Origin of the sequence: Streptomyces anulatus (assembly GCF_000721175.1) — a bacterium.
GTDB lineage: Bacteria > Actinomycetota > Actinomycetes > Streptomycetales > Streptomycetaceae > Streptomyces > Streptomyces anulatus_C.
Genome location: NZ_JOEZ01000001.1, coordinates 263,749 through 285,637, shown reverse-complemented (window position 1 = coordinate 285,637; position 21,889 = coordinate 263,749). Strand labels below are relative to the sequence as shown.

20 protein-coding genes and 4 pseudogenes are annotated in these 21,889 nt (G+C 68.8%); 10 read left to right on the top strand and 14 right to left on the bottom strand.

Annotation, left to right across the window (positions count from 1 at the left end; translation table 11 throughout):
* Positions 1-48 precede the first annotated feature (48 nt).
* Together IG90_RS38990 and IG90_RS0101295 are read left to right on the top strand one after the other, a co-directional pair.
* A pseudogene (locus tag IG90_RS38990) lies at positions 49-588 on the top strand (DUF2269 domain-containing protein).
* 4 nt (positions 589-592) lie between these two features.
* Positions 593-1,492, top strand: a complete 900-nt coding sequence (locus IG90_RS0101295) for a GNAT family N-acetyltransferase (protein ID WP_030576051.1) — start codon at positions 593-595, stop codon at positions 1,490-1,492.
* Between the two features lie 55 nt (positions 1,493-1,547).
* On the opposite strand, the gene IG90_RS0101290 is transcribed toward IG90_RS0101295, so the two are convergent.
* Positions 1,548-2,165, bottom strand: coding sequence for an MFS transporter (locus IG90_RS0101290; RefSeq protein WP_411572599.1), 618 nt, complete (start codon positions 2,163-2,165; stop codon positions 1,548-1,550).
* A 19-nt stretch (positions 2,166-2,184) separates the two neighbouring features.
* Between IG90_RS0101290 and IG90_RS46810 the strand changes: the two are divergent.
* Positions 2,185-2,271 (top strand): annotated as a pseudogene (locus IG90_RS46810) (MarR family transcriptional regulator); the annotation flags it as partial.
* 53 nt (positions 2,272-2,324) lie between these two features.
* Positions 2,325-2,777 (top strand): GNAT family N-acetyltransferase, encoded by a 453-nt coding sequence (locus tag IG90_RS0101285; RefSeq protein WP_030576046.1) that lies wholly within the window; start codon positions 2,325-2,327, stop codon positions 2,775-2,777.
* Between the two features lie 95 nt (positions 2,778-2,872).
* Here IG90_RS0101285 and IG90_RS0101280 read toward each other — a convergent pair whose 3' ends face one another.
* Both IG90_RS0101280 and IG90_RS0101275 read right to left on the bottom strand, forming a co-directional pair.
* Positions 2,873-4,249 carry a serine hydrolase domain-containing protein gene (locus IG90_RS0101280; RefSeq protein ID WP_030576044.1) on the bottom strand — a complete coding sequence of 459 codons (1,377 nt, stop codon included), beginning with the start codon at positions 4,247-4,249 and terminating at the stop codon, positions 2,873-2,875.
* A 118-nt stretch (positions 4,250-4,367) separates the two neighbouring features.
* Positions 4,368-4,952: a dihydrofolate reductase family protein gene (locus IG90_RS0101275; protein WP_030576041.1), complete on the bottom strand. Its 585-nt coding sequence runs from the start codon at positions 4,950-4,952 to the stop codon at positions 4,368-4,370.
* Between the two features lie 158 nt (positions 4,953-5,110).
* Between IG90_RS0101275 and IG90_RS0101270 the strand changes: the two genes are divergently transcribed.
* Positions 5,111-5,686 (top strand): TetR/AcrR family transcriptional regulator, encoded by a 576-nt coding sequence (locus tag IG90_RS0101270; protein ID WP_030576037.1) that lies wholly within the window; start codon positions 5,111-5,113, stop codon positions 5,684-5,686.
* Positions 5,687-6,072: 386 nt separating this feature from the next.
* Here IG90_RS0101270 and IG90_RS0101260 read toward each other — a convergent pair whose 3' ends face one another.
* A complete protein-coding gene (locus IG90_RS0101260) occupies positions 6,073-6,717 on the bottom strand; it encodes a dihydrofolate reductase family protein (RefSeq protein WP_030576034.1) in 645 nt (214 codons plus the stop codon).
* Positions 6,718-7,013: 296 nt separating this feature from the next.
* Here IG90_RS0101260 and IG90_RS0101255 point away from each other — a divergent pair.
* Positions 7,014-7,208, top strand: a pseudogene (locus tag IG90_RS0101255) (dienelactone hydrolase family protein); the annotation flags it as partial.
* A gap of 127 nt (positions 7,209-7,335) precedes the next feature.
* Here the strand turns inward: IG90_RS0101255 and IG90_RS0101250 are convergent.
* From IG90_RS0101250 to dnaB, 4 genes and pseudogenes are all read right to left on the bottom strand, one after another.
* Entirely contained in the window at positions 7,336-8,217 is an 882-nt protein-coding gene (locus IG90_RS0101250; protein ID WP_245170705.1) for an SMI1/KNR4 family protein, read from the bottom strand.
* 80 nt (positions 8,218-8,297) lie between these two features.
* The gene (locus tag IG90_RS45455; RefSeq protein ID WP_078585114.1) at positions 8,298-8,624 is read right to left on the bottom strand and encodes a deoxyxylulose-5-phosphate synthase; all 327 of its coding nucleotides are present in this window, start codon (positions 8,622-8,624) and stop codon (positions 8,298-8,300) included.
* 66 nt (positions 8,625-8,690) lie between these two features.
* Positions 8,691-8,927 (bottom strand): annotated as a pseudogene (locus IG90_RS0101245) (hypothetical protein); the annotation flags it as partial.
* A 51-nt stretch (positions 8,928-8,978) separates the two neighbouring features.
* Positions 8,979-10,454: a replicative DNA helicase gene (gene dnaB / locus IG90_RS0101240; RefSeq protein WP_026290418.1), complete on the bottom strand. Its 1,476-nt coding sequence runs from the start codon at positions 10,452-10,454 to the stop codon at positions 8,979-8,981.
* Positions 10,455-10,912: 458 nt separating this feature from the next.
* On the opposite strand from dnaB, the gene IG90_RS0101235 reads away from it, so the two are divergent.
* Entirely contained in the window at positions 10,913-12,250 is a 1,338-nt protein-coding gene (locus tag IG90_RS0101235; RefSeq protein ID WP_030576023.1) for an MATE family efflux transporter, read from the top strand.
* Positions 12,251-12,390: 140 nt separating this feature from the next.
* On the opposite strand, the gene rplI is transcribed toward IG90_RS0101235, so the two are convergent.
* The 4 genes from rplI to rpsF all read right to left on the bottom strand — a co-directional run bounded on the left by rplI (position 12,391) and on the right by rpsF (position 14,127).
* A complete protein-coding gene (gene rplI, locus IG90_RS0101230; protein WP_030576021.1) occupies positions 12,391-12,837 on the bottom strand; it encodes a 50S ribosomal protein L9 in 447 nt (148 codons plus the stop codon).
* Between the two features lie 18 nt (positions 12,838-12,855).
* On the bottom strand, positions 12,856-13,092 hold the full coding sequence (gene rpsR / locus IG90_RS0101225; protein WP_003967857.1) for a 30S ribosomal protein S18: 237 nt from the start codon (positions 13,090-13,092) through the stop codon (positions 12,856-12,858).
* A 43-nt stretch (positions 13,093-13,135) separates the two neighbouring features.
* Positions 13,136-13,762 carry a single-stranded DNA-binding protein gene (locus IG90_RS0101220; protein WP_030576017.1) on the bottom strand — a complete coding sequence of 209 codons (627 nt, stop codon included), beginning with the start codon at positions 13,760-13,762 and terminating at the stop codon, positions 13,136-13,138.
* 74 nt (positions 13,763-13,836) lie between these two features.
* Positions 13,837-14,127 carry a 30S ribosomal protein S6 gene (gene rpsF, locus IG90_RS0101215; RefSeq protein ID WP_018957345.1) on the bottom strand — a complete coding sequence of 97 codons (291 nt, stop codon included), beginning with the start codon at positions 14,125-14,127 and terminating at the stop codon, positions 13,837-13,839.
* A 332-nt stretch (positions 14,128-14,459) separates the two neighbouring features.
* Here rpsF and IG90_RS0101210 point away from each other — a divergent pair, with 332 nt between their 5' ends.
* From IG90_RS0101210 to IG90_RS0101200, 3 genes are all read left to right on the top strand, one after another.
* Positions 14,460-14,801 carry a hypothetical protein gene (locus tag IG90_RS0101210; protein WP_030576014.1) on the top strand — a complete coding sequence of 114 codons (342 nt, stop codon included), beginning with the start codon at positions 14,460-14,462 and terminating at the stop codon, positions 14,799-14,801.
* 184 nt (positions 14,802-14,985) lie between these two features.
* The gene (locus IG90_RS0101205) at positions 14,986-16,104 is read left to right on the top strand and encodes a lipid II:glycine glycyltransferase FemX (protein ID WP_030576011.1); all 1,119 of its coding nucleotides are present in this window, start codon (positions 14,986-14,988) and stop codon (positions 16,102-16,104) included.
* A gap of 87 nt (positions 16,105-16,191) precedes the next feature.
* Entirely contained in the window at positions 16,192-17,223 is a 1,032-nt protein-coding gene (locus IG90_RS0101200) for an alanine racemase (protein ID WP_030576009.1), read from the top strand.
* Between the two features lie 30 nt (positions 17,224-17,253).
* Here IG90_RS0101200 and IG90_RS0101195 read toward each other — a convergent pair whose 3' ends face one another.
* Positions 17,254-18,768, bottom strand: a complete 1,515-nt coding sequence (locus IG90_RS0101195; RefSeq protein ID WP_164493853.1) for a glycosyltransferase family 87 protein — start codon at positions 18,766-18,768, stop codon at positions 17,254-17,256.
* A 175-nt stretch (positions 18,769-18,943) separates the two neighbouring features.
* Positions 18,944-21,715, bottom strand: coding sequence for a transglycosylase domain-containing protein (locus IG90_RS0101190; RefSeq protein ID WP_078585113.1), 2,772 nt, complete (start codon positions 21,713-21,715; stop codon positions 18,944-18,946).
* Between the last annotated feature and the right edge of the window lie 174 nt (positions 21,716-21,889).

Genomic DNA, 21,889 nt, shown 5'->3' with positions numbered 1-21,889 from the left:
TCCCGCTGCCGGACGCCCCGGGGCATCCGGCTCGGCATCGTGTTTCACGTGAAACCACTCAGGCGCCCCGTACGCCGAGGGATCCTCGTCGCCCATGTCGCCGTCTCCGTCAGCTGGCTCGGTCTGACCGTCGATCTGCTGGCACTCGGCCTCACCGATCTGCTGGCACTCAGCCTCACCGCGTTCCTCACCGGAGATCCCGCCACCGCGAACGCCGCCACCCGGGCCATGAAGTCCTTCGGGGACTGGCCTGGTGGTCCCGGTGGCCCTGCTCGCCCTGGTGAGCGGCCTGGTGCTGTCACTGGGCATTCCGTGGGGTCTGGCCGGGTGTGGACCAAGTTCTGGCTGACTCTGGTCACTACGGGCCTGTCGATCTTCTCCCCGCGCCCCGGCATGAACGCGGCGGCCGCCAACGGAGCGCTGGACATGGACCTCGTGATCGCGCCGGCGGTGGCTACGGCCACCTATCTGTTCATCCCTGCGATCTCAGTGCTCAAGCCGGGCTTGCCCCGGCGCGGCAGGCGGCTGCAGATCTCGGCCAGTTCCGCGAAATCGGTGGACGCGCGATCACCCCGTCAGACAGCCTGACCCCATGCACAGCCCATCACCCCACTCCCTCGTGGACCTGCCGATCCGGCGCCTGAACCGGGGAGATCTGGTCCCCTGCGCCGATCTCTGCGAGGACCGCGGCTGGCCGCGCGACGAACACCGGTGGGGGCTGCTCCTCTCGGCAGGCACCGGGTACGGGATCGACGCCCCGGACGGCAAGGGCCTGGCGGCGACCTGCCTGACCATGCCGTACGGATCCGGCCTCACCGCGGTCGGCATGCTGCTCGTCGCCGAACGCTACGCACGTCAGGGGCTCGCCCGGCGGCTCATGCGGCACGTGATGGAGACGGTGGGGGACACCCCGCTCGCCCTGTACGCCACCGAGCAGGGACAGCCGCTCTACGAAGACCTCGGCTTCTCCCCCGTGGGCCGGGCCGAACGCGTCGGCGGCCTTTTCGGCGCTCCCGGCCCCGGCGGCTCCGGCCCGGCCGTGGCCTCTCCCTCCCGCGCGTCCGTGACCACACGCCCGGCAGCGGCGGACGACCTCCAGGCGATGGTCAGGCTCGACCTCCCCGTGTTCGGCATCGACCGGACGCACCTCCTCGCCCGGCTGCCCGCCTTCTCCGACCGGCTCCAGGTCGCCGAGGAGCACGGCGAGCTGGTCGGCTACGCGGCGCTCTGGCCGAGCGGGCACGCCGAGGTGGTCGGGCCGCTGATCGCACGGGACACGGCCACCGCGCAGGCTCTGGTGTCGGCCCTGGCCGCCACGACGGACCGGCCGTTGCGGGCCGATGTCCACGACCGGCACAAGGAACTGCTCGGCTGGCTGACGGAGCACGGGCTGGAGCCCCTCTCCAGTACCACGGTGATGACCTACGGCATCCCTGACCTGCCGGGCGACGCCGCCCGCAGGTTCGCCCCGCTCACCGTCGCGACGGGCTGACGCGGAACAGCCGCACCGCCACCAGGGCGGTGCGGCTGATTCACGGTGTGTCTGTTCAGCGTCCCGCGGGCTCGGTGCCGGGCCGCCGCCACAGTGACCGGTTCGAGGCTGGCTGCTCCCGGCGACGACCCGGCCTTTGCCGGTCTCCCGGCGCTCCAGCAGGCTGGAACGCGGCGAGGACGAGGGCCGACGCCGCGAGCACGGCACCGACCCAGTTGGGGTCGGTGTAGCCGAGACCGGCCGCGATCACGAGGCCGCCGAGCCAGGCGGAGAGGGCGTTGCCGAGGTTGAAGGCCCCGATGTTGACCGCGGAGGCCAGCGTCGGCGCACCCGCCGCCTGGTCGAGGACCCGCTTCTGCAGCGGAGGCACGGTCGCGAAGCCCAGGGCGTCGATCAGGACGAGGGTGACGGCCTCGGCGATCTTGTTGTGAGCGGTCACGGTGAACAGGCTGAGGACGAGGGCGAGCGCGCCGAGCGAGACGTACAGCATGGGCATCAGGTGGCGGTCGGCGAACTTGCCGCCGATCAGGCTGCCGCCCACCATGCCGAGGCCGAGGAGGACGAGCAGCCAGGTGACGGACGAGGGCGCGTATCCGGCGATCTCGGTCATCATCGGGGTGATGTAGGTGATCGCGGCGAAGACTCCGCCGATGCCCAGGACGGTCATGGCCATTGCCGGCAGTACTTGGACGTTGCGGACGGCCCTGGACGAAGCAGCCGAGAACCCCGAGCTCGCTCCCCTGGTCAGGGCCGTCGAAGAGCTCAAGGTACCGGTCTGACCCACCCTGATCGGCGAGACACCACCCAGGGCCGCCGCTCTAGGATGCCGATCATGAGTGATCTCGAAATACGCCCCGTCGCCCCGGACGACCTGGCCGCGGTGGTCGCGATGCTCGCCGACGACCCCCTGGGTGCGCAGCGTGAGTCCCCGGACGACCTCACCCCCTACCGGCAGGCGTTTCAGCGGCTGGCCGACGACCCGAACCAGCACGTGGTCGTCGCTGTTCGCGAGGACCGGGTCGTCGGCACCCTTCAGCTGACCATCGTCCCGGGACTGTCCCGTCGCGGCGCGACCCGCTCGATCATCGAGGGCGTCCGCATCCACGGCGACGAGCGCGGCAGCGGCCTCGGCACCCAGCTCATCCAGTGGGCGGTCGACGAATCCCGCCGCCAGGACTGCCAGTTGGTACAGCTGACCTCGGACGTCACCCGCGAAGACGCGCACCGCTTCTACGAGCGGCTCGGCTTCACGGCCAGCCATGTGGGCTTCAAGCTCGCGCTCTGACGAGAGAGGAGCGGTGGGTGTTTCACGTGAAACACCCACCGCTCCCACGGAGCGCACAGTCAGTCAGGGCCGCTCGGACGCCCGCTGGCCGGACTTCAGCCGCCTAGACCGCGCCAGCCCGCCGCGTCCACTCCGCCGGGTACGGCCGCCCCCGCCTCATAGGGCTCCCGGGTGAAGACGAACGAGCCGAGGTCGAGGTGGTCCACCGAGCCGTCGTCCTTGCGTACGACGCGCAGGGTCTCCCCCGCGTAGTAGTCGTTCTGGCCCGTCCAGGTGCCGTCGGAACGATACGTGAAGGACGCACCGCGCCCCTTGCCCTCCAACGGTGTGAGCTGCAGGCCCCGGTCCCCGGTGAGCCTCAGCGTGACCGGATGGGTGCCCCAGTGCCAGACCCCGGTAAGCGCGAGCAGTTCGCCGTCCACCTCGGACAGCGGACGCCAGGGGTCCGGGATCCGCGGCTCGGCGTCGACGACGATCCCCAGGAGTTCGGCGGCCACCATCGCGGCGGGCAGTCCGGAGGTGACATTGGCGAGGACGACCGCCGCCACGTCCTCCTCCTCGCTGAACCACAGGCCGGCGACGAACCCGGGCAGCGATCCCGAATGCCCGAAGAGCACGCGCCCTTCGCCCCCGACGACTTGGAGACCGAGGCCGTAACCACTGCCACCCGTCTCGGCCGGCGCGGCGGGCGTTCGCATCTCCCGCACGTCGGAGGCGGACAGGATCCGGTCATCGCCCTCGGCCAGGAAGGCGGCGAACCGCAACAGGTCCGTCGCGGTGGACCAGAGCTGCCCGGCGGGCGCCATGATCCCGAGGTCCTCGGCGGGTTCGCTCAGCATGACGTCGGCCCAGGGGTGGACGGCCCAGCCGCCGGCGTGAGGCGCCACAGGCCCGGCCGTCGTACGGTGCATGCCCAGCGGTTCCAGGATCTCGCGGCGCAGTGCTTCCTCCCAGGAGACGCCGCGTACCGCTTCGATCAGCGAACCGAGCAGGGTGTAACCCGGGTTGGAGTAGTGATGACGACGACCGGCCGGGTGCATCCGCGGCCGGTCGCCCAGCACGTCCGCGAGCCCGGGCCGCAGGCTGCCGGGCGTCCGCTCCCACCAGGGGGCGGGTGCTTCGGCGCCCAGCCCCGCGCTGTGGCCCAGCAGCTGAAAGACGGTCACCCCGCCCGCCCCCGTGCCCGGGAGGTGCTTCTCCAGGGGGTCGTCCAGGTCGATCAGTCCCTCGTCCCGCAGCCGCAGGACCAGAACGGCCGTGAACGTCTTGGTGATCGACCCGATCCGGTACTGCGTATCTGCGTCGGGAGCATGCCCCTCGACGCATGTACGCGCCCCGCTCCAGGCCATACGCCCCTGTCGCCCCACCGCGGCCACGAGGGACGGCGCACGGCCGTCCCGCTGCGCGACGGCGATGCGGTGCACCAGGGTCCGCCGGGTGCTGGGAAGCAGGTCTTCGTCGATAGAGGTCATGGTCCAACCTCTACCCGACGGGCTGCCATATGACGAACCCATCGACATGGCGAACCCTCTTCCGGGCGCCCAGGGCCCGCGGAGTCGACGCCTCGCAAGGCGGGGAGACGCGGAAGGCTCAGCGCTTGCGGCGGTACGTTCGCACCAGTGCACCGTTCTCGAAGGTCCGCACTCCCTCAAGGGTGAACTCGGTGACCCCGGAACCGGACCCGAACATCGGCATGCCGACCCCGTACACCACCGGATAGGTCTTGATCACGAGCTCGTCGATCTCGTCCAGCAGTTCACCCGCCAGTTGGGACCCACCGCAGAGCCAGATGTCCAACTCGCTGTCCTCGGCCTTGAGCTCCCTGATCCGGGCAACCGGGTCCTCCGCGATCAGCTCGACATTCGGGTGCGGGGACTCCGTGAGCGTCCGGGAGGCGACGATCTCCCGAAGGTGGCCGTACGGGCTGGCGATGTCGACGTCCAACGCCAGCTGGTAGCTCCGCCGCCCCTGGACCACGGTGTCGAAGTGCTGGTTCTCGGCGTCGTGGAACCCGAGAATGTCGCGGCCCTCGGCCGAGATGGTCTCCGGGTACTCCGACTTCAGGAAACCGAGGAACTCCTCGCTGACGAAGGCCATCATCGCCGAGGCGTCACCACCGGAATCCCCGATGAAGCCGTCGATCGAGCACGCGATGAAGTAGGTGAGCTTGCGCATGAGTTCCCCGTTCCGGTCGATGGGTACGGGCCGGGCGGCCCGGTGGCGCGACCGCCACGACCACTCGGCGCAGCGCCTCAACCACGTCACGTATAGTGCTTCACATGTAGTGGTTGCGCAAGCCGCTTTCCGAGGCCGGACAGGCAGGAAGAACGCTGATGGCGAAGAACCCCGAACGCAGGGTCATGCTCACGGACGCGGCGGTCGACGTCCTCGCGCACGAAGGCGCCCGAGGGCTCACCTTCCGCGCCGTGGACGCCCGGGCCGGCGTACCGGTGGGCACCGCGTCGAACTACTTCAGCAGCCGCGACGACCTCCTGATGCAGACCGGCGCCCGCATCAACAGCCGGATGACACCGGACCCGGCCCAGGTCGAACAGATTATGCTCCCCGCCCCCTCCCGGGAGCTCGTCACCGAGTTGATGCACTGGCTGATCCGGCGGATGACCGACGACCGGACCGGCTACCTGGCCATGCTGGAACTCCGCCTGGAGGCGACCCGCCGCCCCGAACTGCGCACCCAGCTGACCCGAACCGTGCGCGCCGGCTTCGAGGAGAGCCTCGCCTTCCACCGCGACCGGGGACTCCCGGGCGACCCCGACGCCTTCCTGGTCCTCTACCTGGCCATGACCGGGGTACTCCTGGAGCACTTCACGCTCCCGGACATGCTCGGTGACGACGGCCTCGACCACCTGGTCGACGCCGTCGTCACCCGGATCATCCCCACCGGCTAGCCCCGTATTTCGCGGGTCGCTGATTCGGCTGGAAATCGGATTCGGACATTGTCCGGCGTGGGCCTGTCAACGTTGGTCCGGGCGTGTCGATGACTTTCCGTTCCCCGCGGCCACGGACGGAACGCCCCCGTATGGCGTGCGTGATCGAGTCCGTGGTGACCAAGCGTTCGGGGGCTCTGCCCGTCGCTGCCGAGTTTCTGCGCCAACTGGATGTTGCGGGGTGAACGAGGCGCTGGTGGCCAACCGGCTGACCGTCACGCTGGCTGCAGACCTGAACAGCACCCGCAGCGACCCGCGAAATGCGGGGCTAGGACGCCGCTGAGCAACGGCCATGCCGCGGCCGCAGGCACCGGTGACGGCGCCCGCGCCGGCCGGCTGGTCCGGCCTCACTTCCGCCAGAACAGGTGGTGCGTCACGCCGCTCGGGCTGGGCACGACGTCCTGGTGGAACCGGTCGAGCAGCTCGTCGGGGGACTCCCACAGCCGGGCCCCGGAGCCGAGCTTCGTCGGCGCGACCGCCACATGCAAGGTGTCGAGGAGGTCGGCCTCGAGGAACTGCCGGATGACCGTGGCCCCACCGCCAAGCCGGACGTCCTGCCCCTGCGCTGCCTCCTTCGCCTGGGCGAGCACCGCGGCCGGGTCGCCGTCGACGAAGTGGAACGTGGTGTCGGAGAGCGTGAACGACGGGCGCTTGTGGTGCGTCATGACGAAGACCGGCGTGTGGAACGGGGGCTTGTCGCCCCACCATCCCTGCCACTCGTGGTCCTGCCAGGGCCCGCGCTGCGGCCCGAACTTGTTGCGGCCCATGATCTCGGCGCCGATGTTGCGGGCGTAGTCCCGCGTGAAGTAGTCGTCCAGACCTCGGCCACCGGGTTCGGAGCGGCTGATGGGTGGGTGGTCGGTGGCAAAGGCCCAGGCGAGCAAGCTCCCCGGATCGGCATGGCCGAACGGCTTCTCGAGGCTCTGGCCCTCGCCGGCGCCGAACCCGTCACTCGAGACGGTGAAGTTCTGGACCCGCAGCAACTGGCTCATATCGCTCCTCCTGCTTCGCGCTTTCTGATCACCTGACGAACCGTAGACCGGCCGGGCCGGGAAAACTTATCGGCGCAGCGTGCAGTTCTCATCGAGCTCCCGCAGCCGCGTGCAGGGCGACGTCTCTCTCCCTCCGTGCCGGACACTGCCCGACCCGATCTCCGGCCGAATCAGCGACCCGCGAAATACGGGGCAAGCGCTTCCGCCCGGCACGTTCACAACGATCGGAGGAATCCCCTGACGACCCCGGCGAAATCCATCGGAACGGTCTGGACGGTGTGCCTCGCCGGAAGCCCGACATCGCGCCCGAGGCACTCGGCGAACTCGACCGGTCCCTGGACGCCGCAGGGGTCGGCAACACCTCCAAGATCTACCCCGGTACGGTCCACGGCTTCACCATGTCCGACACCGACGCCTTCGCCCCGGCCGCGCTGCGGCGCCACTGGGACCGCCCGCTCCCTCTCCTCGCCCGCACCTTGGCGAACGGCTGACAGTCCGGGACGCGTCCGACGGGTGCCCGGCGGCCGGGCTGTAGGTTCTCGACTCCGCTGTCATAGCAGCGGCGACGTGAGCTGCGGCTTCGCGTCATCCTCAAGTGGATGACATGGCTCCGGATTCTCAGGGCTGTGACATGTCGTCGCGATCACGGTGCTGCGTCTGAGCCGACCAGTCAGCCAGTGTGGTCCTCACGGGGCCCGGCTCACGCGAACGGTCGAGGTCCTGACACTCCTCTTCCGTGGCCGCCTCCCAGCTCGGCAAAAATGCTCCGGATCCGGTCGTAATCCGAAGAACCTCACAGCCCATGAGCCGTACGGCATCGAAGAGACGCTGTCTGACCCGTGCGGTGTCCTCGGGCGGGAAGCTGATACGGATCTGGTGAGGACAGGACATGTCGTAGGTGAGCAACCAGTCGGTATCGACCGTAGCGAAATGATCCTGCCCGCTCTCGCCGTGATCCGACCACCACGAACCGCGGTCGGCCGTTGGACCCAGGGCCTCCCGGAGCACGCGTAGGCGGTCGGGATGCCTCAGTTGCCCTTCGCCCAAGCGCAGGCACCGGTGGACACGGGGCCGGAAGGCGTTGAACCATGGTGCAAGATCCGGTTCCATGTCCCCCAGCTGCCGGGAACTCATGTGTCCGCCGGCCCAGCCTTCAATGAACTCGGCCGCGCCCATGGCGAACGTCTCGTATTGACCGTCCCGGCTCCAGACCACAACGGGCCAGTCCTGCGGGTCCCCGACGGCGAGCCAGCACAGCCGGTCGGCGTCCATGGTGGTCGCCCAGATCAGCAGCCCACCCGGAGAAGGGTGCAGCGGGTACGGGTACCGTTCGCGGTCCCTGTCGGGCGCCTCCGGCAGTCGTCCGCTCTGCCACTCGACGCCGTTGTACTTGCTCGTGCCGAACGGTGTCCGCAGGTAGAGGAAGTCGCAGAACTCCCCCCACCCATAGGTCTCGACCAGCCACTTGTAGTCCTCGGGCAGCCGCACTCCGAGCGCCATCTCGGGGACGGTCCAGTCCCCGCTGGCATCAATGGGTTTGGCCGGCGGCGCAACAAGGCGCGTCAGGGCGTGGTGCCTCATCAGGGCACGCGCCGCACGGGGGCCTTGGCGACGGGCTCGCCGGTGCGCTGCGCGTACGCCATCCGCTCACGCACCTCGCGCGGCGTGCGGGGCCGATACCCAGGGCCGCCACAGCAACTCTTATGGAAACCCACATCTGCGTTCACCAGAAGCGAGACAGTTCGCCAGGCCGTTATGTCCCGCCGCCGGGGTGCAGCGATGGCCGAACCCCCGTGGATCAGCGGCTCCGAGCACCGCGGGCGGATCCGCTGCCGTTCCCTGTCGTAGGGCTGCTTGTACGAGGCCCGGCAGGGCAGGCAGACGTACGAGGTCTTCGCATGGGCCATGCCACCAGCGTAGACACCACCCCGCGGGGAGTTCGACAGGTACTTCAGACCGCACTCGATGTGGCGTCAGCTCTCGGGCGTGTCCACGTTCCACTCCCGTGGCAGCGGCTCGTCGCAGAAGACGCAGACGAAGTCCTCCTCGCGCACGACGTTGAGCTCCCTGCAAGAGTGGCAACGCCGGAACACCACCTCGTGGGTGAAGCCAGACGGACGAACGACCGCGGCCAGGTCCGGGGCCTGGGCAACGGCCGGCCACGAGCTGACGTCCGGACAGTAGCCGGTCGACTGGTTGCTGATCTCGTTCGAGGCGCGACTCATAGATGACGTGGCCCTGCGTCGTGGCGGACGCATCCGTCAGGTCTGCGCCATGTCCACGAAGCGGGAGTAGTGACCCTGGAAGGCCACGGTGATGGTGGCCGTCGGGCCGTTACGGTGCTTGCCGACGATGATGTCGGCCTCGCCCGCGCGCGGTGACTCCTTCTCGTACGCGTCCTCGCGGTGGAGCAGGATGACCATGTCGGCGTCCTGCTCGATGGAGCCGGATTCACGCAGGTCGGACACCATCGGCTTCTTGTCCGTGCGCTGCTCGGGGCCACGGTTCAGCTGCGAGAGCGCGATCACCGGGACCTCCAGCTCCTTGGCCAGCAGCTTGAGGTTTCGGGACATGTCCGAGACCTCCTGCTGACGGCTCTCGGACCGCTTCGACCCACCGGCCTGCATCAGCTGCAGATAGTCGATGATCACGAGCTTGATGTCGTTGCGCTGCTTGAGCCGACGGCACTTCGCGCGGATCTCCATCATCGACAGGTTGGGGGAGTCGTCGATGTAGAGCGGGGCGGCCGAGACCTCGGGCATCCGGCGCGCGAGCCTGGTCCAGTCCTCGTCCGTCATCGTGCCGGACCGCATGTGGTGCAGGGCCACCCGCGCCTCGGCCGACAGCAGACGCATCGCGATCTCGTTGCGCCCCATCTCGAGGGAGAAGATGACGCTGGGCAGGTTGTTCTTGATCGAGGCGGCGCGCGCGAAGTCCAGCGCCAGCGTGGACTTGCCCATGGCGGGACGGGCCGCGATAACGATCATCTGGCCGGGGTGCATGCCGTTGGTCAAGGCGTCGAGGTCCGTGAAGCCCGTCGGCACACCGGTCATCTCGCCGCTGCGGGAGCCGATGGCCTCGATCTCGTCGAGCGCACCCTCCATGATGTCGCCGAGGGGGAGGTAGTCCTCACTGGTGCGCTGCTCGGTGACCGCGTAGATCTCGGCCTGCGCGGAGTTGACGATCTCGTCGACGTCCCCGTCGGCCGCGTATCCCATCTGTGTGATCTTCGTGCCCGCCTCGACCAGCCGCCGGAGCACCGCCCGCTCGTGGACGATCTCCGCGTAGTACGACGCGTTGGCCGCGGTGGGGACGGACTGCACCAGGGTGTGCAGATAGGGCGCTCCGCCGACCTTGGTGATCTCTCCGCGTTTGACCAGCTCGGCGGCGACGGTGATCGGGTCGGCCGGCTCGCCCTTGGCGTAGAGGTCGAGGATCGCCGTGTAGACGGTCTCGTGGGCGGGGCGGTAGAAGTCGTGCCCCTTGATGATCTCCACGACGTCCGCGATGGCGTCCTTGGACAGCAGCATGCCGCCGAGGACCGACTGCTCGGCGTCGAGATCCTGGGGCGGCACCCGTTCGAACCCGGGGGAACCGCCTTCCCAGGCCTCGTCCGAGCCGCGGTCATGGCGGTCCTCACGCCCCTTGCGGTCCCCGCGACGCTGGCGGGAGACAGGCAGACGGTCCCCGGGACCGGTCTCGGTCCAGGGGTCGTCCAAAGGCTCGGGAATGCTCACCGGGCCGCCTCCTCCCGTCCGCATCGCGGACCTAGCCGTGCCACTCTTTCTTACGGCACGGCACCGACAAACAAGTCGCCCGACTCCACTTCCGGCGCATCTGGTTCGGTGGATTCCGGTGCCGGAACGGAGTGCGGGCGCCGCACTACGGTAGGCCCCTCCGCACCGTCAGCCAATCTGGTTATCCACAGGGCATGTGGACGACCGACCAGATGCTGTGGAGAACCCCGGCGAACCTGTGCACGGACCGGGGGACAGCACTGTGGACAAACTCATAGCGACACCAACGCAACCACCCTGACCTGCGCATTCTCCGTCCACCGACTGTGGGGGAGAAAAACTTTCGCCCTCATTTCAAGATCACCGCAAACAGCGCGGGAAGGAAGCCCCCGCAGGGACTCAAGTAAGGGCCAAAGGCGGATTGCATCTCTTACCTGTGGAAGATTAGATTGGCCCCCATGACCCAGGCCCCCGCGACTCCGGAGAACAGCCGCCGACGGCATGACCGCGAGATCATCGCCCTCGCCGTCCCGGCGTTCGGCGCGCTCGTCGCCGAGCCCTTGTTCGTGATGGTCGACAGCGCCGTCGTCGGCCACCTCGGCACCCCGCAACTGGCCGGACTCGGCATCGCCGCGGCCCTTCTGATGACCGCCGTGAGCATCTTCGTCTTCCTCGCCTACGCGACCACGGCGGCCGTCGCCCGCCGGGTGGGAGCGGGCGATCTGCCCGCCGCCATCCGGCAGGGCATGGACGGCATCTGGCTCGCCCTGCTGCTCGGAGCTGCCGTCGTCGCCCTGGCGGTCCCGACCGCCCCCTGGCTCGTCGACGTCTTCGGCGCGTCCGACACCGCTGCCCCGCACGCCATCACGTACCTGAGGATCTCCATCCTCGGCATCCCGGCCATGCTCGTCGTGCTCGCCGCCACCGGCGTACTCCGCGGACTCCAGGACACCCGCACCCCGCTGTACGTCGCCATCGGCGGCTTCACGGCGAACGCCGTCCTCAACGTGACCCTCGTCTACGGTGCCGGGCTCGGCATCGCCGGATCCGCGTGGGGAACCGTGATCGCCCAGGTCGGTATGGCCGCCGCCTATCTCGTCGTGGTGATCCGCGGGGCCCGGAAGCACGGCGCCTCCCTGCGCCCCGACGCGGCCGGCATCAGGGCCAGCGCACGGGCGGGCGTCCCCCTGCTGGTACGGACGCTGTCCCTGCGCGCCGTCCTGATGATCGCTACCGCCGTCGCCGCCCGCCTCGGCGACGTCGACATCGCCGCGCACCAGATCATCCTCTCCCTCTGGAGCCTGACTGCCTTCGCGCTCGACGCCATCGCCATCGCGGGGCAGGCGATCATCGGCCGCTACCTGGGGGCGAACGACGAGAAGGGCGCGCGCGAGGCCTGCCGCCGCATGGTCGAGTGGGGCATCGGTTGCGGCATCGTGCTCGGCGTCCTGATCGTGCTCGCCCGCCCTCTGTTCATCCCGCTCTTCACCAGCGATCCCTCGGTGCGGGAAACCTTGCTCCCCGCGCTCCTGGTCGTGGCGGTCTCCCAGCCGATCGCCGGCGTGGTCTTCGTCCTGGACGGCGTCCTGATGGGAGCCGGCGACGGACCCTATCTCGCCTGGGCGATGCTGGTGACGCTCGCCGTCTTCGCCCCCGTCGCACTCTTGGTGCCCTCCCTCGGTGGCGGGCTCACCGCGCTCTGGTGGGCGATGACCCTGATGATGGCCGTCCGCCTCGTCACGCTCTGGCTGCGCACCCGATCGGGCCGGTGGATCGTCACCGGGGCCACGCGCTGAGCGACACATCGCACGAGCTGTTTCACGTGAAACGTTCCGGGGTTGTTTCACGTGAAACACAGCGAAGGCTTCACGTGAAACACAGTGAAGGGCCGCACCCACTGGGTGCGGCCCTTCACTGACTCAGCTGAGCTCTGCCCTTAGGCAGCAACGACCTCGACACCGAGCTTCGCTGCGACCTCGGGGTGCAGACGGACGGACACCTGGTGTCCGCCGAGCGTCTTGATCGGCGAGCCGAGCTCGACGCGACGCTTGTCGACGTCGGGACCACCGGCAGCCTTGATCGCCGAGGCGATGTCGGCCGGGGTCACGGAGCCGAAGAGACGGCCGGCGTCGCCGGAGCGAACAGCCAGACGGACCTTCACGCCCTCGAGCTTGGCCTTGATCTCGTTGGCCTGCTCGATCGTCGCGATCTCGTGGATCTTGCGGGCGCGGCGGATCTGCGCCACGTCCTTCTCGCCGCCCTTGGTCCAGCGAATGGCAAAGCCACGCGGAACCAGGTAGTTGCGGGCGTACCCGTCCTTGACGTCGACGACGTCGCCGGCGGCACCGAGGCCGGAGACCTCGTGGGTGAGGATGATCTTCATGCTCTTGTCACCCTTCCCTTATCGCGCGGTGGACGTGTAGGGCAGCAGCGCCATCTCACGGCTGTTCTTGACTGCCGTGGCGACGTCACGCTGGTGCTGCGTGCAGTTGCCGGTGACGCGGCGGGCACGGATCTTGCCGCGGTCGGAAATGAACTTCCGCAGCATGTTCGTGTCCTTGTAGTCCACGTACTGGGTCTTGTCCTTGCAGAACGCGCAGACCTTCTTCTTAGGCTTGCGCACAGGCGGCTTCGCCATGGTGTTTCTCCTGTGTGATCAAGAAGTGGGGGTACGAGCAGCCCTAGAAGGGAGGCTCGTCCGAGTAGCCGCCGCCAGAGGCACCGCCGGAGCCGCCGGAACCGCCGGAGCTTCCGCCCCAGCCGCCTCCGCCGCCCTGCTGTCCCCCGCCGCCCTGGCCGCCTGCCGGCGCACCGGTCGCCCACGGGTCGTCGGCGGGTGCACCGCCGGCGCCCTGCTGGCCGCCGCCACCGGGACCGCCGCCCCAGTTACCGCCGCCCTGCTGGCCGCCGCCGTATCCACCCTGGCCGCCCTGACCGCCGCGACCGGTGGTCTTGGTGACCTTGGCCGTGGCGTTCTTGAGGCTGGGGCCGACTTCCTCGACGTCCAGCTCGTAGACCGTGCGCTTGACACCCTCACGGTCCTCGTAGGACCGCTGCTTCAGCCGGCCCTGCACGACGACGCGCATGCCTCGCTGGAGCGACTCCGCGACGTTCTCCGCCGCCTGACGCCAGACCGAGCAGGTGAGGAACAGGCCTTCGCCGTCCTTCCACTCATTGGTCTGCCGGTCGAAGATGCGGGGAGTGGACGCGACACGGAACTTCGCGACCGCCGCACCGGACGGGGTGAAGCGCAGCTCGGGGTCGTCGACGAGATTGCCGACGACCGTGATGACGGTCTCGCCTGCCATGGGTGAACCTCTCGGCGGGGATTGCTTCTGGCTGCTTGCTGCTACTCGGACCCGAAAACCGCTGAGCTAGATGCTCAGTGGATCTCGGGACGGAGGACCTTGGTCCGGAGGACCGACTCGTTCAGGTTCATCTGGCGGTCGAGCTCCTTGACGACCGCAGGCTCGGCCTGCAGGTCGATGACCGAGTAGATGCCCTCGGGCTTCTTCTTGATCTCGTAGGCGAGCCGACGACGGCCCCAGGTGTCGACCTTCTCCACCTTTCCGTCGCCCTCACGGACGACGGAGAGGAAGTTCTCGATCAGCGGGGAGACTGCTCGCTCCTCGAGATCGGGGTCGAGGATGACCATCACCTCGTAGTGACGCATGTGGAACCCACCTCCTTTGGACTCAGCGGCCACGGTCGTTCCGTGGCAGGAGGGTCGTGATGCGTGTTGCAACGGTGTTCCCGAGGAGAACACCCGGCACTGACAATCAGCTCCCGAACGATCCCGGAGTGGGGGTTCGGGTAGAGGCTCGCCGTGCTGGCCTGGGCAGACACCGGTGCAGACCGTACAGACTACCCGTAGACCGGCTTCCGGTTGAAATCAGGAGCTCAGAGGGCACAATCGAGACAGATGCGGTGTGAGAGGCGCTACACCCGCCGCGGTGCGGGAGGCGCTGGATTCACCCGCCCATCCGTCCGGCCAGGAGGTACTCCATGGCACAGACCATTCGCCCCGCCGGCTCCCGGTCCTCGACCGGCCGCAGCGCCACCGGTTCGCTCTTCGCGACGGACGGCAGACCGCATCCCGTCCAGGACGTCCTGATGGTGGTGACCGGGGTGCTCGGCATCCTCGCGTTCGTCACGGCGATGTTCCACCATCTGCACCTGATCAGCTCCTGGGCTGGGCTCATCGGAATTCTGACCGGCGCCTACGGTCAGTACATCTCGAAGACCACCTGGGAGAGGTTCGGCCTGATCATGGGTCTCGGGGCCTCCGCGGTCGGCTTCTACCTCGGCATGGCCCACGGCGGCCTCTTCGGCGGCGTGATCACCTGACCGGAGCACCGGTCGGAGCGACGGCCGGAGTACGGGCCGGTGCGGGCGCTCGGGTGCCCGCACCGGCCCGCCGTCCATTCCGGCCCCCCGGAGCAAGGCCGGGCGCCCCTCGGTCACAGTAGGCTTCGGCGCGAGAGCCGGAGCCCCTGACCGATGGGGACACACCTGCCGAGGAGCGCCCCGCATGAGCCTGACCCTGAGGACCATCAGCCGAGAGCAGCATCTGGCGTACATCCAGAGCCTGCCCTCGGCCAGTCACTGCCAGGTCCCGGCGTGGGCTGATGTGAAGACCGAATGGCGCTCGGAGAACCTGGGCTGGTTCGACAAGAACGGCGAGATCGTCGGCGCCGGCCTCGTCCTGTACCGCCAGCTGCCCAAGATCAAGCGCTACCTGGCCTACCTCCCTGAGGGCCCGGTCATCAACTGGTACGCGCCGAACCTGGACGACTGGCTCCAGCCGATGCTCGCCCACCTCAAGCAGCAGGGCGCCTTCTCCGTGAAGATGGGCCCGCCGGTGGTCATCCGCCGCTGGGACTCGGCGGCCATCAAGTCCGGCATCCAGGACCCGGACGTGAAGCGCCTGCGCGACGTCGAGGCCACGCACATCGAGCCGCGCGCCTTCGAGGTCGCGGACCGGCTGCGGAAGATGGGCTGGCAGCAGGGCGAGGACGGCGGCGCCGGATTCGGTGACGTACAGCCCCGCTACGTCTTCCAGGTGCCGCTGGCCAACCGCTCGCTGGAGGACGTCCTCAAGGGCTTCAACCAGCTGTGGCGCCGCAACATCAAGAAGGCCGACAAGGCCGGTGTCGAGGTCGTCCAGGGCGGTTACGAGGACCTGGCCGAGTGGCAGCGGCTCTACGAGATCACCGCCGTGCGCGACCACTTCCGGCCGCGCCCGCTCTCGTACTTCCAGCGCATGTGGACCGTCCTCAACACCGAGGACCCTAACCGGATGCGGCTCTACTTCGCCCGCCACAACGGCGTGAACCTCTCCGCGGCCACGATGCTCGTCGTCGGCGGACACGTCTGGTACTCCTACGGCGCCTCCGACAACATCGGGCGCGAGGTCCGGCCGTCGAACGCGATGCAGTGGCGCATGCTGCGCGACAGCTACGCGATGGGCGCGACCGTCTACGACCTGCGCGGGATCAGCGACTCGCTGGACGAGACCGACCACCTCTTCGGCCTGATCCAGTTCAAGGTCGGCACCGGCGGCGAGGCCGTCGAGTACGTCGGCGAGTGGGACTTCCCGCTCAACAAGCTGCTCCACAAGGCGCTCGACATCTATATGTCGCGCCGCTGATCCGCTTCACTGCATACCTGGGCCGGCACATCTCGGCACACCGTACGTTCCTGATTCACCGCAGCCACAGAAAGGTCCCGGGCCGCCATGGCGCTCTCCCTCTACGTCGACACCGCGCGCTGGCGGGCGCACCAGAAGTCCGTGATCGACCAGTTCCCCGGTCTCGTACCCGTCTGCAAGGGCAACGGCTACGGCTTCGGACACGAGCGCCTCGCCGACGAGACGATCCGCTTCGGATCCGACACCCTCGCCGTCGGGACGACCTACGAGGCGGCCCGGATCAAGGACTGGTTCAGCGGCGACCTGCTCGTCCTGACCCCGTTCCGGCGCGGTGAGGAGCCCGTACCGCTGCCGGATCGCGTCATCCGGTCCGTCTCCTCCGTCGACGGGGTGCACGCCCTGGTGGGCGCCCGGGTCGTCATCGAGTGCATGAGCTCGATGAAGCGCCACGGCGTCAGGGAGGAAGAGCTCGGGCAACTGCACGCGGCGATCGAGGACGTACGGCTCGAAGGCTTCGCCCTGCACCTGCCGCTGGACCGCACCGACGGCTCCGACGCCGTCGAGGAGGTCATCGGCTGGATGGACCGGCTGCGCGCGGCCCGGCTGCCGCTGCACACCATGTTCGTCAGCCATCTGCGCGCCGAGGAGTTGGCCCGGCTCCAGCAGCAGTTCCCGCAGACCCGCTTCCGCGCCCGTATCGGCACCCGGCTCTGGCTCGGCGACCACGAGGCCACCGAATACCGGGGGGCCGTCCTCGACGTCACCCCGGTCGTCAAGGGCGACCGGTTCGGCTACCGCCAGCAGAAGGCCGCGTCCGACGGCTGGCTGGTCGTCGTGGCCGGCGGTACGTCCCACGGAGTCGGCCTGGAGGCGCCCAAGGCGCTGCACGGCGTGATGCCGCGGGCCAAGGGCGTCGCCCGCGCGGGCCTGGCCACGGTCAACCGCAACCTGTCGCCGTTCGTCTGGGCGGGCAAGCAGCGCTGGTTCGCCGAGCCGCCGCACATGCAGGTGTCGATCCTGTTCGTGCCCTCGGACGCCCAGGAACCGCGGGTCGGTGACGAGCTGGTCGCCCACCTGCGCCACACGACCACCCAGTACGACCGGCTCGTCGACCGCTGAGCCGCCGGTCCCGAGAAGCCGCCCCCCGGGTCAGACGTCCCGGGTGGACGCGGCGCCCCACTCCACCCGGGGTCCCGTGACCGTCCGGGCCGTGTGCCCGGACGGACGGGTCTCGGGAGCCAGCACGAACGCGTCCGGAGCCCCGTCGAGGACACCGCCCGACGGGTCGTCCGACCCGTCCCTGCGCACCGGGTCCTTCTCCGGCAGGAGGATGTCCCGGACGATCAGCGCGCACAGGTACAGCGTGCCCAGCAGGTGCAGGGCGATCGCGACCTGGTAGCCCTCCTGCGGCAGTCCCTGGTGCTTGTCCCCGCCGCTCGTGTAGGCGAGGTAGAACCAGATCCCGAGGAAGTACATGACCTCGCAGGCCTGCCAGATGAGGAAGTCGCGCCAGCGCGGCCGGGCCAGGACGGCCAGCGGGATCAGCCAGAGCACGTACTGCGGTGAGTAGACCTTGTTCGTCAGGATGAACGCGGCCACCACCAGGAACGCCAGCTGGGCGAAGCGCGGCCGGCGGGCCGCGGACAGGGCCAGGCCCGCGATGCCCGCGCAGAACACGACCATCAGAACGACCGAGGCGGTGTTGACCGTCTCCACGTCGATGGGCTTGCCGGTGCGCTGGGTGATGATCAGCCAGAACGAGCCGAAGTCGATGGGCCGCTCCTGGCTGAAGGTGTAGAACTTCCGCCATCCCTCGGGGGCGAAGAGCATCACCGGCAGGTTCACCACCAGCCAGGCGGCCCCGGCACCCAGCAGGGCCGTACCGAACTCGCGCCACCTGCCCGCCCGCCAGCAGAGCACCAGGAGCGGGCCGAGCAGCAGGACGGGGTAGAGCTTGGCGGCCGTCGCCAGGCCAATGAGGATGCCGAACGCGAGCACCCGGCCCCGGGACCACATGAGCATCGCCGCGGCCGTCAGGGCGACGGCCAGCAGGTCCCAGTTGATGGTCGCGGTGAGGACGAAGGCGGGGGCCAGCGCGACCAGGAGACCGTCCCAGGGGCGGCGGCGGTGCGTGCGTACGGTGCACACGGCGACGACGACCGCGCAGATCATCAGCATGCCCGCGTTGACCATCCAGTACATCTGCTCGCGCTGCTGGATGGGGTCGCTGTCCGGGGTCAGCGTCAGCCAGGCCGCCACCTGCATGAACACCCCGGTCAGCACGGGGTATTCCAGGTACTGCATGTCGCCGCTCAGCCGGTCGAAGTACGGCACCAGGCCGTCGGCGAACCCGCGTCCCAGAAAGAGGTGCGGGATGTCGGAGTAGCAGGCGTGCGTGTACTGCGAGGTGGCCCCGCGGAACCAGGCCCATTCGTAGCAGGGGACCTTCTGCACCATGCCGAGGGCGAACATCCCGATCATGACCAGCGCGACGACGCGTACCGGCGTGAGCGGACCGTCGCCGAGGCGTGCCCAGCGTCCCACCCGGCCACCGAACAGCTCGCTGCCGGCCGCCGCGACCTCGTCCTGATCGGTGGGCCGCACGACGGGCCGCTCCTGGTGCACGCTCGTGTCTTCTGCGCTGGGGCTTGGCATGCCGCACATCCTGCCGTACAGGGCTGTGCCCGGGGCAGGGAACCGCCCGGGGGACACGGCAGGAGAGTCCGGGACGCCGTGTGCCGCCGGGAAAGCGGCGAGGGCCGCCGCACCCCTGCGGGTGCGGCGGCCCTCGCCGCTGTGTCGGGCCGGCCCCTGCGGGTCGTCCCGGCCTGCGGTGCGACTATCCGGAGTTGCCCCAGATCGAGCCGGTTCCGCCTGGGTTGCCGTTGCCTCCCTGGGCACCGCCGTTGTCAGTGCCGTCGGTCGTTCCGGTGTTGTCGCCCCCGTCGGTCGTTCCGGTGTTGTCGCCCCCGTCGGTCGTTCCGGTGTTGTCGCCCCCGCCGTCCGCGCCACCGTTCTGGCCTCCGCCGTTCGCCGACTGGCAGTTCGGGTCGAAGATGCCGCACGTCTTGCTCGGCGTCGGCGTCGGGCTCGGGGTGGTCTGCGAGGGCGTCGGGGTCGGCGTCGGCTCCTCGGAGGGCGTCGCCGAAGGCGTGGGACTGGGCGTCGGGCTGGGGCTGACGGCGCCACCGCCCCACACGGCCTCGCCCAGGTCCTTCGGCTCCGGGAAGGAGATGGCCTTCTTGCCCTTCATCGCCCCGGTCATGTAGTCGTGCCAGATGGAGGCCGGGAACGAGTTTCCGTGGATCTTCTCCTCGCCACCGGTACCGAACATCTTCAAGAACTCGCGCTCTTTGTTCGTCTCGTCGTCGTCGAGCCGGAACATGCTGATGGCGGTCGAGATCTGCGGCGTGTACCCGACGAACCAGGCGGAACGGTTGCCGTCCGTCGTACCGGTCTTGCCGGCGGCCTCACGGCCCTCCAGCCGGGCGGGCTTGCCCGTCCCGTTCTCGACGACGTTCTTCAGCACGTCCGTGACGTTGTCGGCGATGAGCGGGCTGAAGGCGCGCTTGGGCGTCTTCTTGTGCTTGTAGACGGTCACGCCCCCCTCCTTCACCTCGGTCACCGAGTAGGTGTCGTTCTGCTGGCCGCTCGTGGCGAAGGTGGCGTAGGAACCCGCCATACGGATGGCGCTGGGCGACGAGGTGCCGATGGAGAACGAGGGGACGGTCGCGTCCGCCATGAAGGTGTCGTCCTTCAGACCGGAGGCGACGGCGACGTCCTTGACCTTGTCCGTACCGACGTCCATGCCGAGCTGCACGAACGGGGAGTTGGCGGACTTCTCCATGGCCGTCCGCAGGTCGATGTCGCCGTAGTCCTGGTCGCCGTCGTTGGTCTGACGCCACTCCTCGTCGTCCTGGTTCAGCCAGATCTTGCCCGTGTAGTCCTTGATCCGCAGCTTGTTGTCGCCGTTGTAGATGCTCTCCGGCGAGACCTGGGTGCGCTCGGAGTTGCTCTGCTCCGGCCCCCTGGACGGGTCGCGCACGCCGTACTGCATGGCCGCGGCCAGTACGAAGGGCTTGAAGGTCGATCCGACCTGGGCACCTGTGGCGTCGGCGTTGTTCGTGAAGTGCGTGGTGGCGTCCTGGCCGCCGTACGTGGCGATGATGGCGCCGGTCTTCGCGTCCACGGACGCGCCGCCGAACTCGACGTGCGTGTCCGTTTCGGGGCGGTCCTTGGGCCGGATCTTGGCCTTGTAGACCTTGTTCACCGCAGCTTCGAGCTGCTGCACCCTCTTCTTCTGGAAGGTGGTGTGGATCTCGAAGCCGCCCAGTTCGAGCTGCTTGGCGTCGATGCCCTGGTCGTTGTTGGCGAGGAAGTACTTCTTGGCGAGGTCCACGAGGTAGCCGGTCTGACCGCCGAGCTTGGCGTCCTTCTTCGGCGGCAGAGGCATGGGGAACTTGGTGTACTTGGCGCGGTCCTCCGCCGTCATGCGCCCGTCCTTGACCTGCTCGTCGAGGATCCACTCCCAACGTAGCTTGGCCCGCTCGGTGTTCTTCGCCTCGGTCGCGTTGTCCTTGTCGATGTGGGGGGCGCCGGCGGGGTCGTAGTAGCTCGCACCCTTGAGCAGGGTGGCCAGGAAGGCGCACTCGCTCGCGTTCAGCTGGCCGGCGTCCTTGTTGTAGTACGTGCGGGCCGCTGCCTGCAGCCCGGAGGCCCCACGTCCGTAGTAGGAGACGTTGAGGTAGCCCGCCATCACCTTTTCCTTGGAGTCTTCCTCAGCGACCTTGAGCGTGATGAAGAGCTCCTGGAACTTCCGCTTGAGCGTCTGATCCTGGGTGAGCATGGAGTTCTTCACGTACTGCTGGGTGATGGTCGAGCCGCCTTGGGTCTCACCGCCCGTGGCCATGTTGAGCAGGGCCCGGCCGATGCCCATGGGGTCGATGCCGCGGTCCGAGTTGAAGCTCTTGTTCTCGGCCGAGATCACGGCGTTGCGCATCTCCACCGGGATCTGCTCGTACTTGAGGATCTGACGGTTCACCGCACCACCGGTCGCCACCATCTGCGTGCCGTCGGCCCAGTAGTAGACGTTGTTCTGAGCCTCGGCCGTTTCGTTGACGTTCGGCTTGGAAACCAAGGCGTACGAGATGCCCCCCACGCCCATCAGCAGGCCGAGGAACGCCAGGCAGAGCCCGGACACCAGCTTCCACGAGGGCACCCAGCGGCGGAACCCGTACCTGCCGTAGCGCGGATAGTCGATGAAGCGCTTCTTGCCGGGGCCGCCGTTGTCGCGTCCCCGGCCCGCCGGGCCGTCGGAACCGCCACCGCCACCGCGTCGTCGGCCCCCACCGCCGCCGGCGCCATGCCCCCCGGCGTCGGCGTCGGCGCCGCGCCGTCGGCCGCCGCGCTGGGCCGCGCGGCGGGCCTCGGCGCGACTGCCGTACTGGCGCTCCTCACCACCATGCGGCTCGGACGGCGATTCGGAAGGTGATGCAGAAGTGGCTCTGCGTGACGGGACTGCTCGGCGTCCGGTCGACTGCTGGGCGGCTCGTCTGGCCGCGGCACGCCCGCCACCCTGTGGCTGAGGCGTTTTGCGACGGTGCTCGCTCATGGAACGACTACTCCTCGGGCAGGCGAGAGCGCCTGGAAGCGGCAGTTGAGATCCGGTCCCCCCGAATTACGGACAAGCCACTGCGGAAGGCTCATCCGCAGTACATCCGGCTGTCCGCGAAGACTGACGCGCGAAAGCTCCTCGCGGTTCCCGGTGGTCTGCATGCCGCACAGA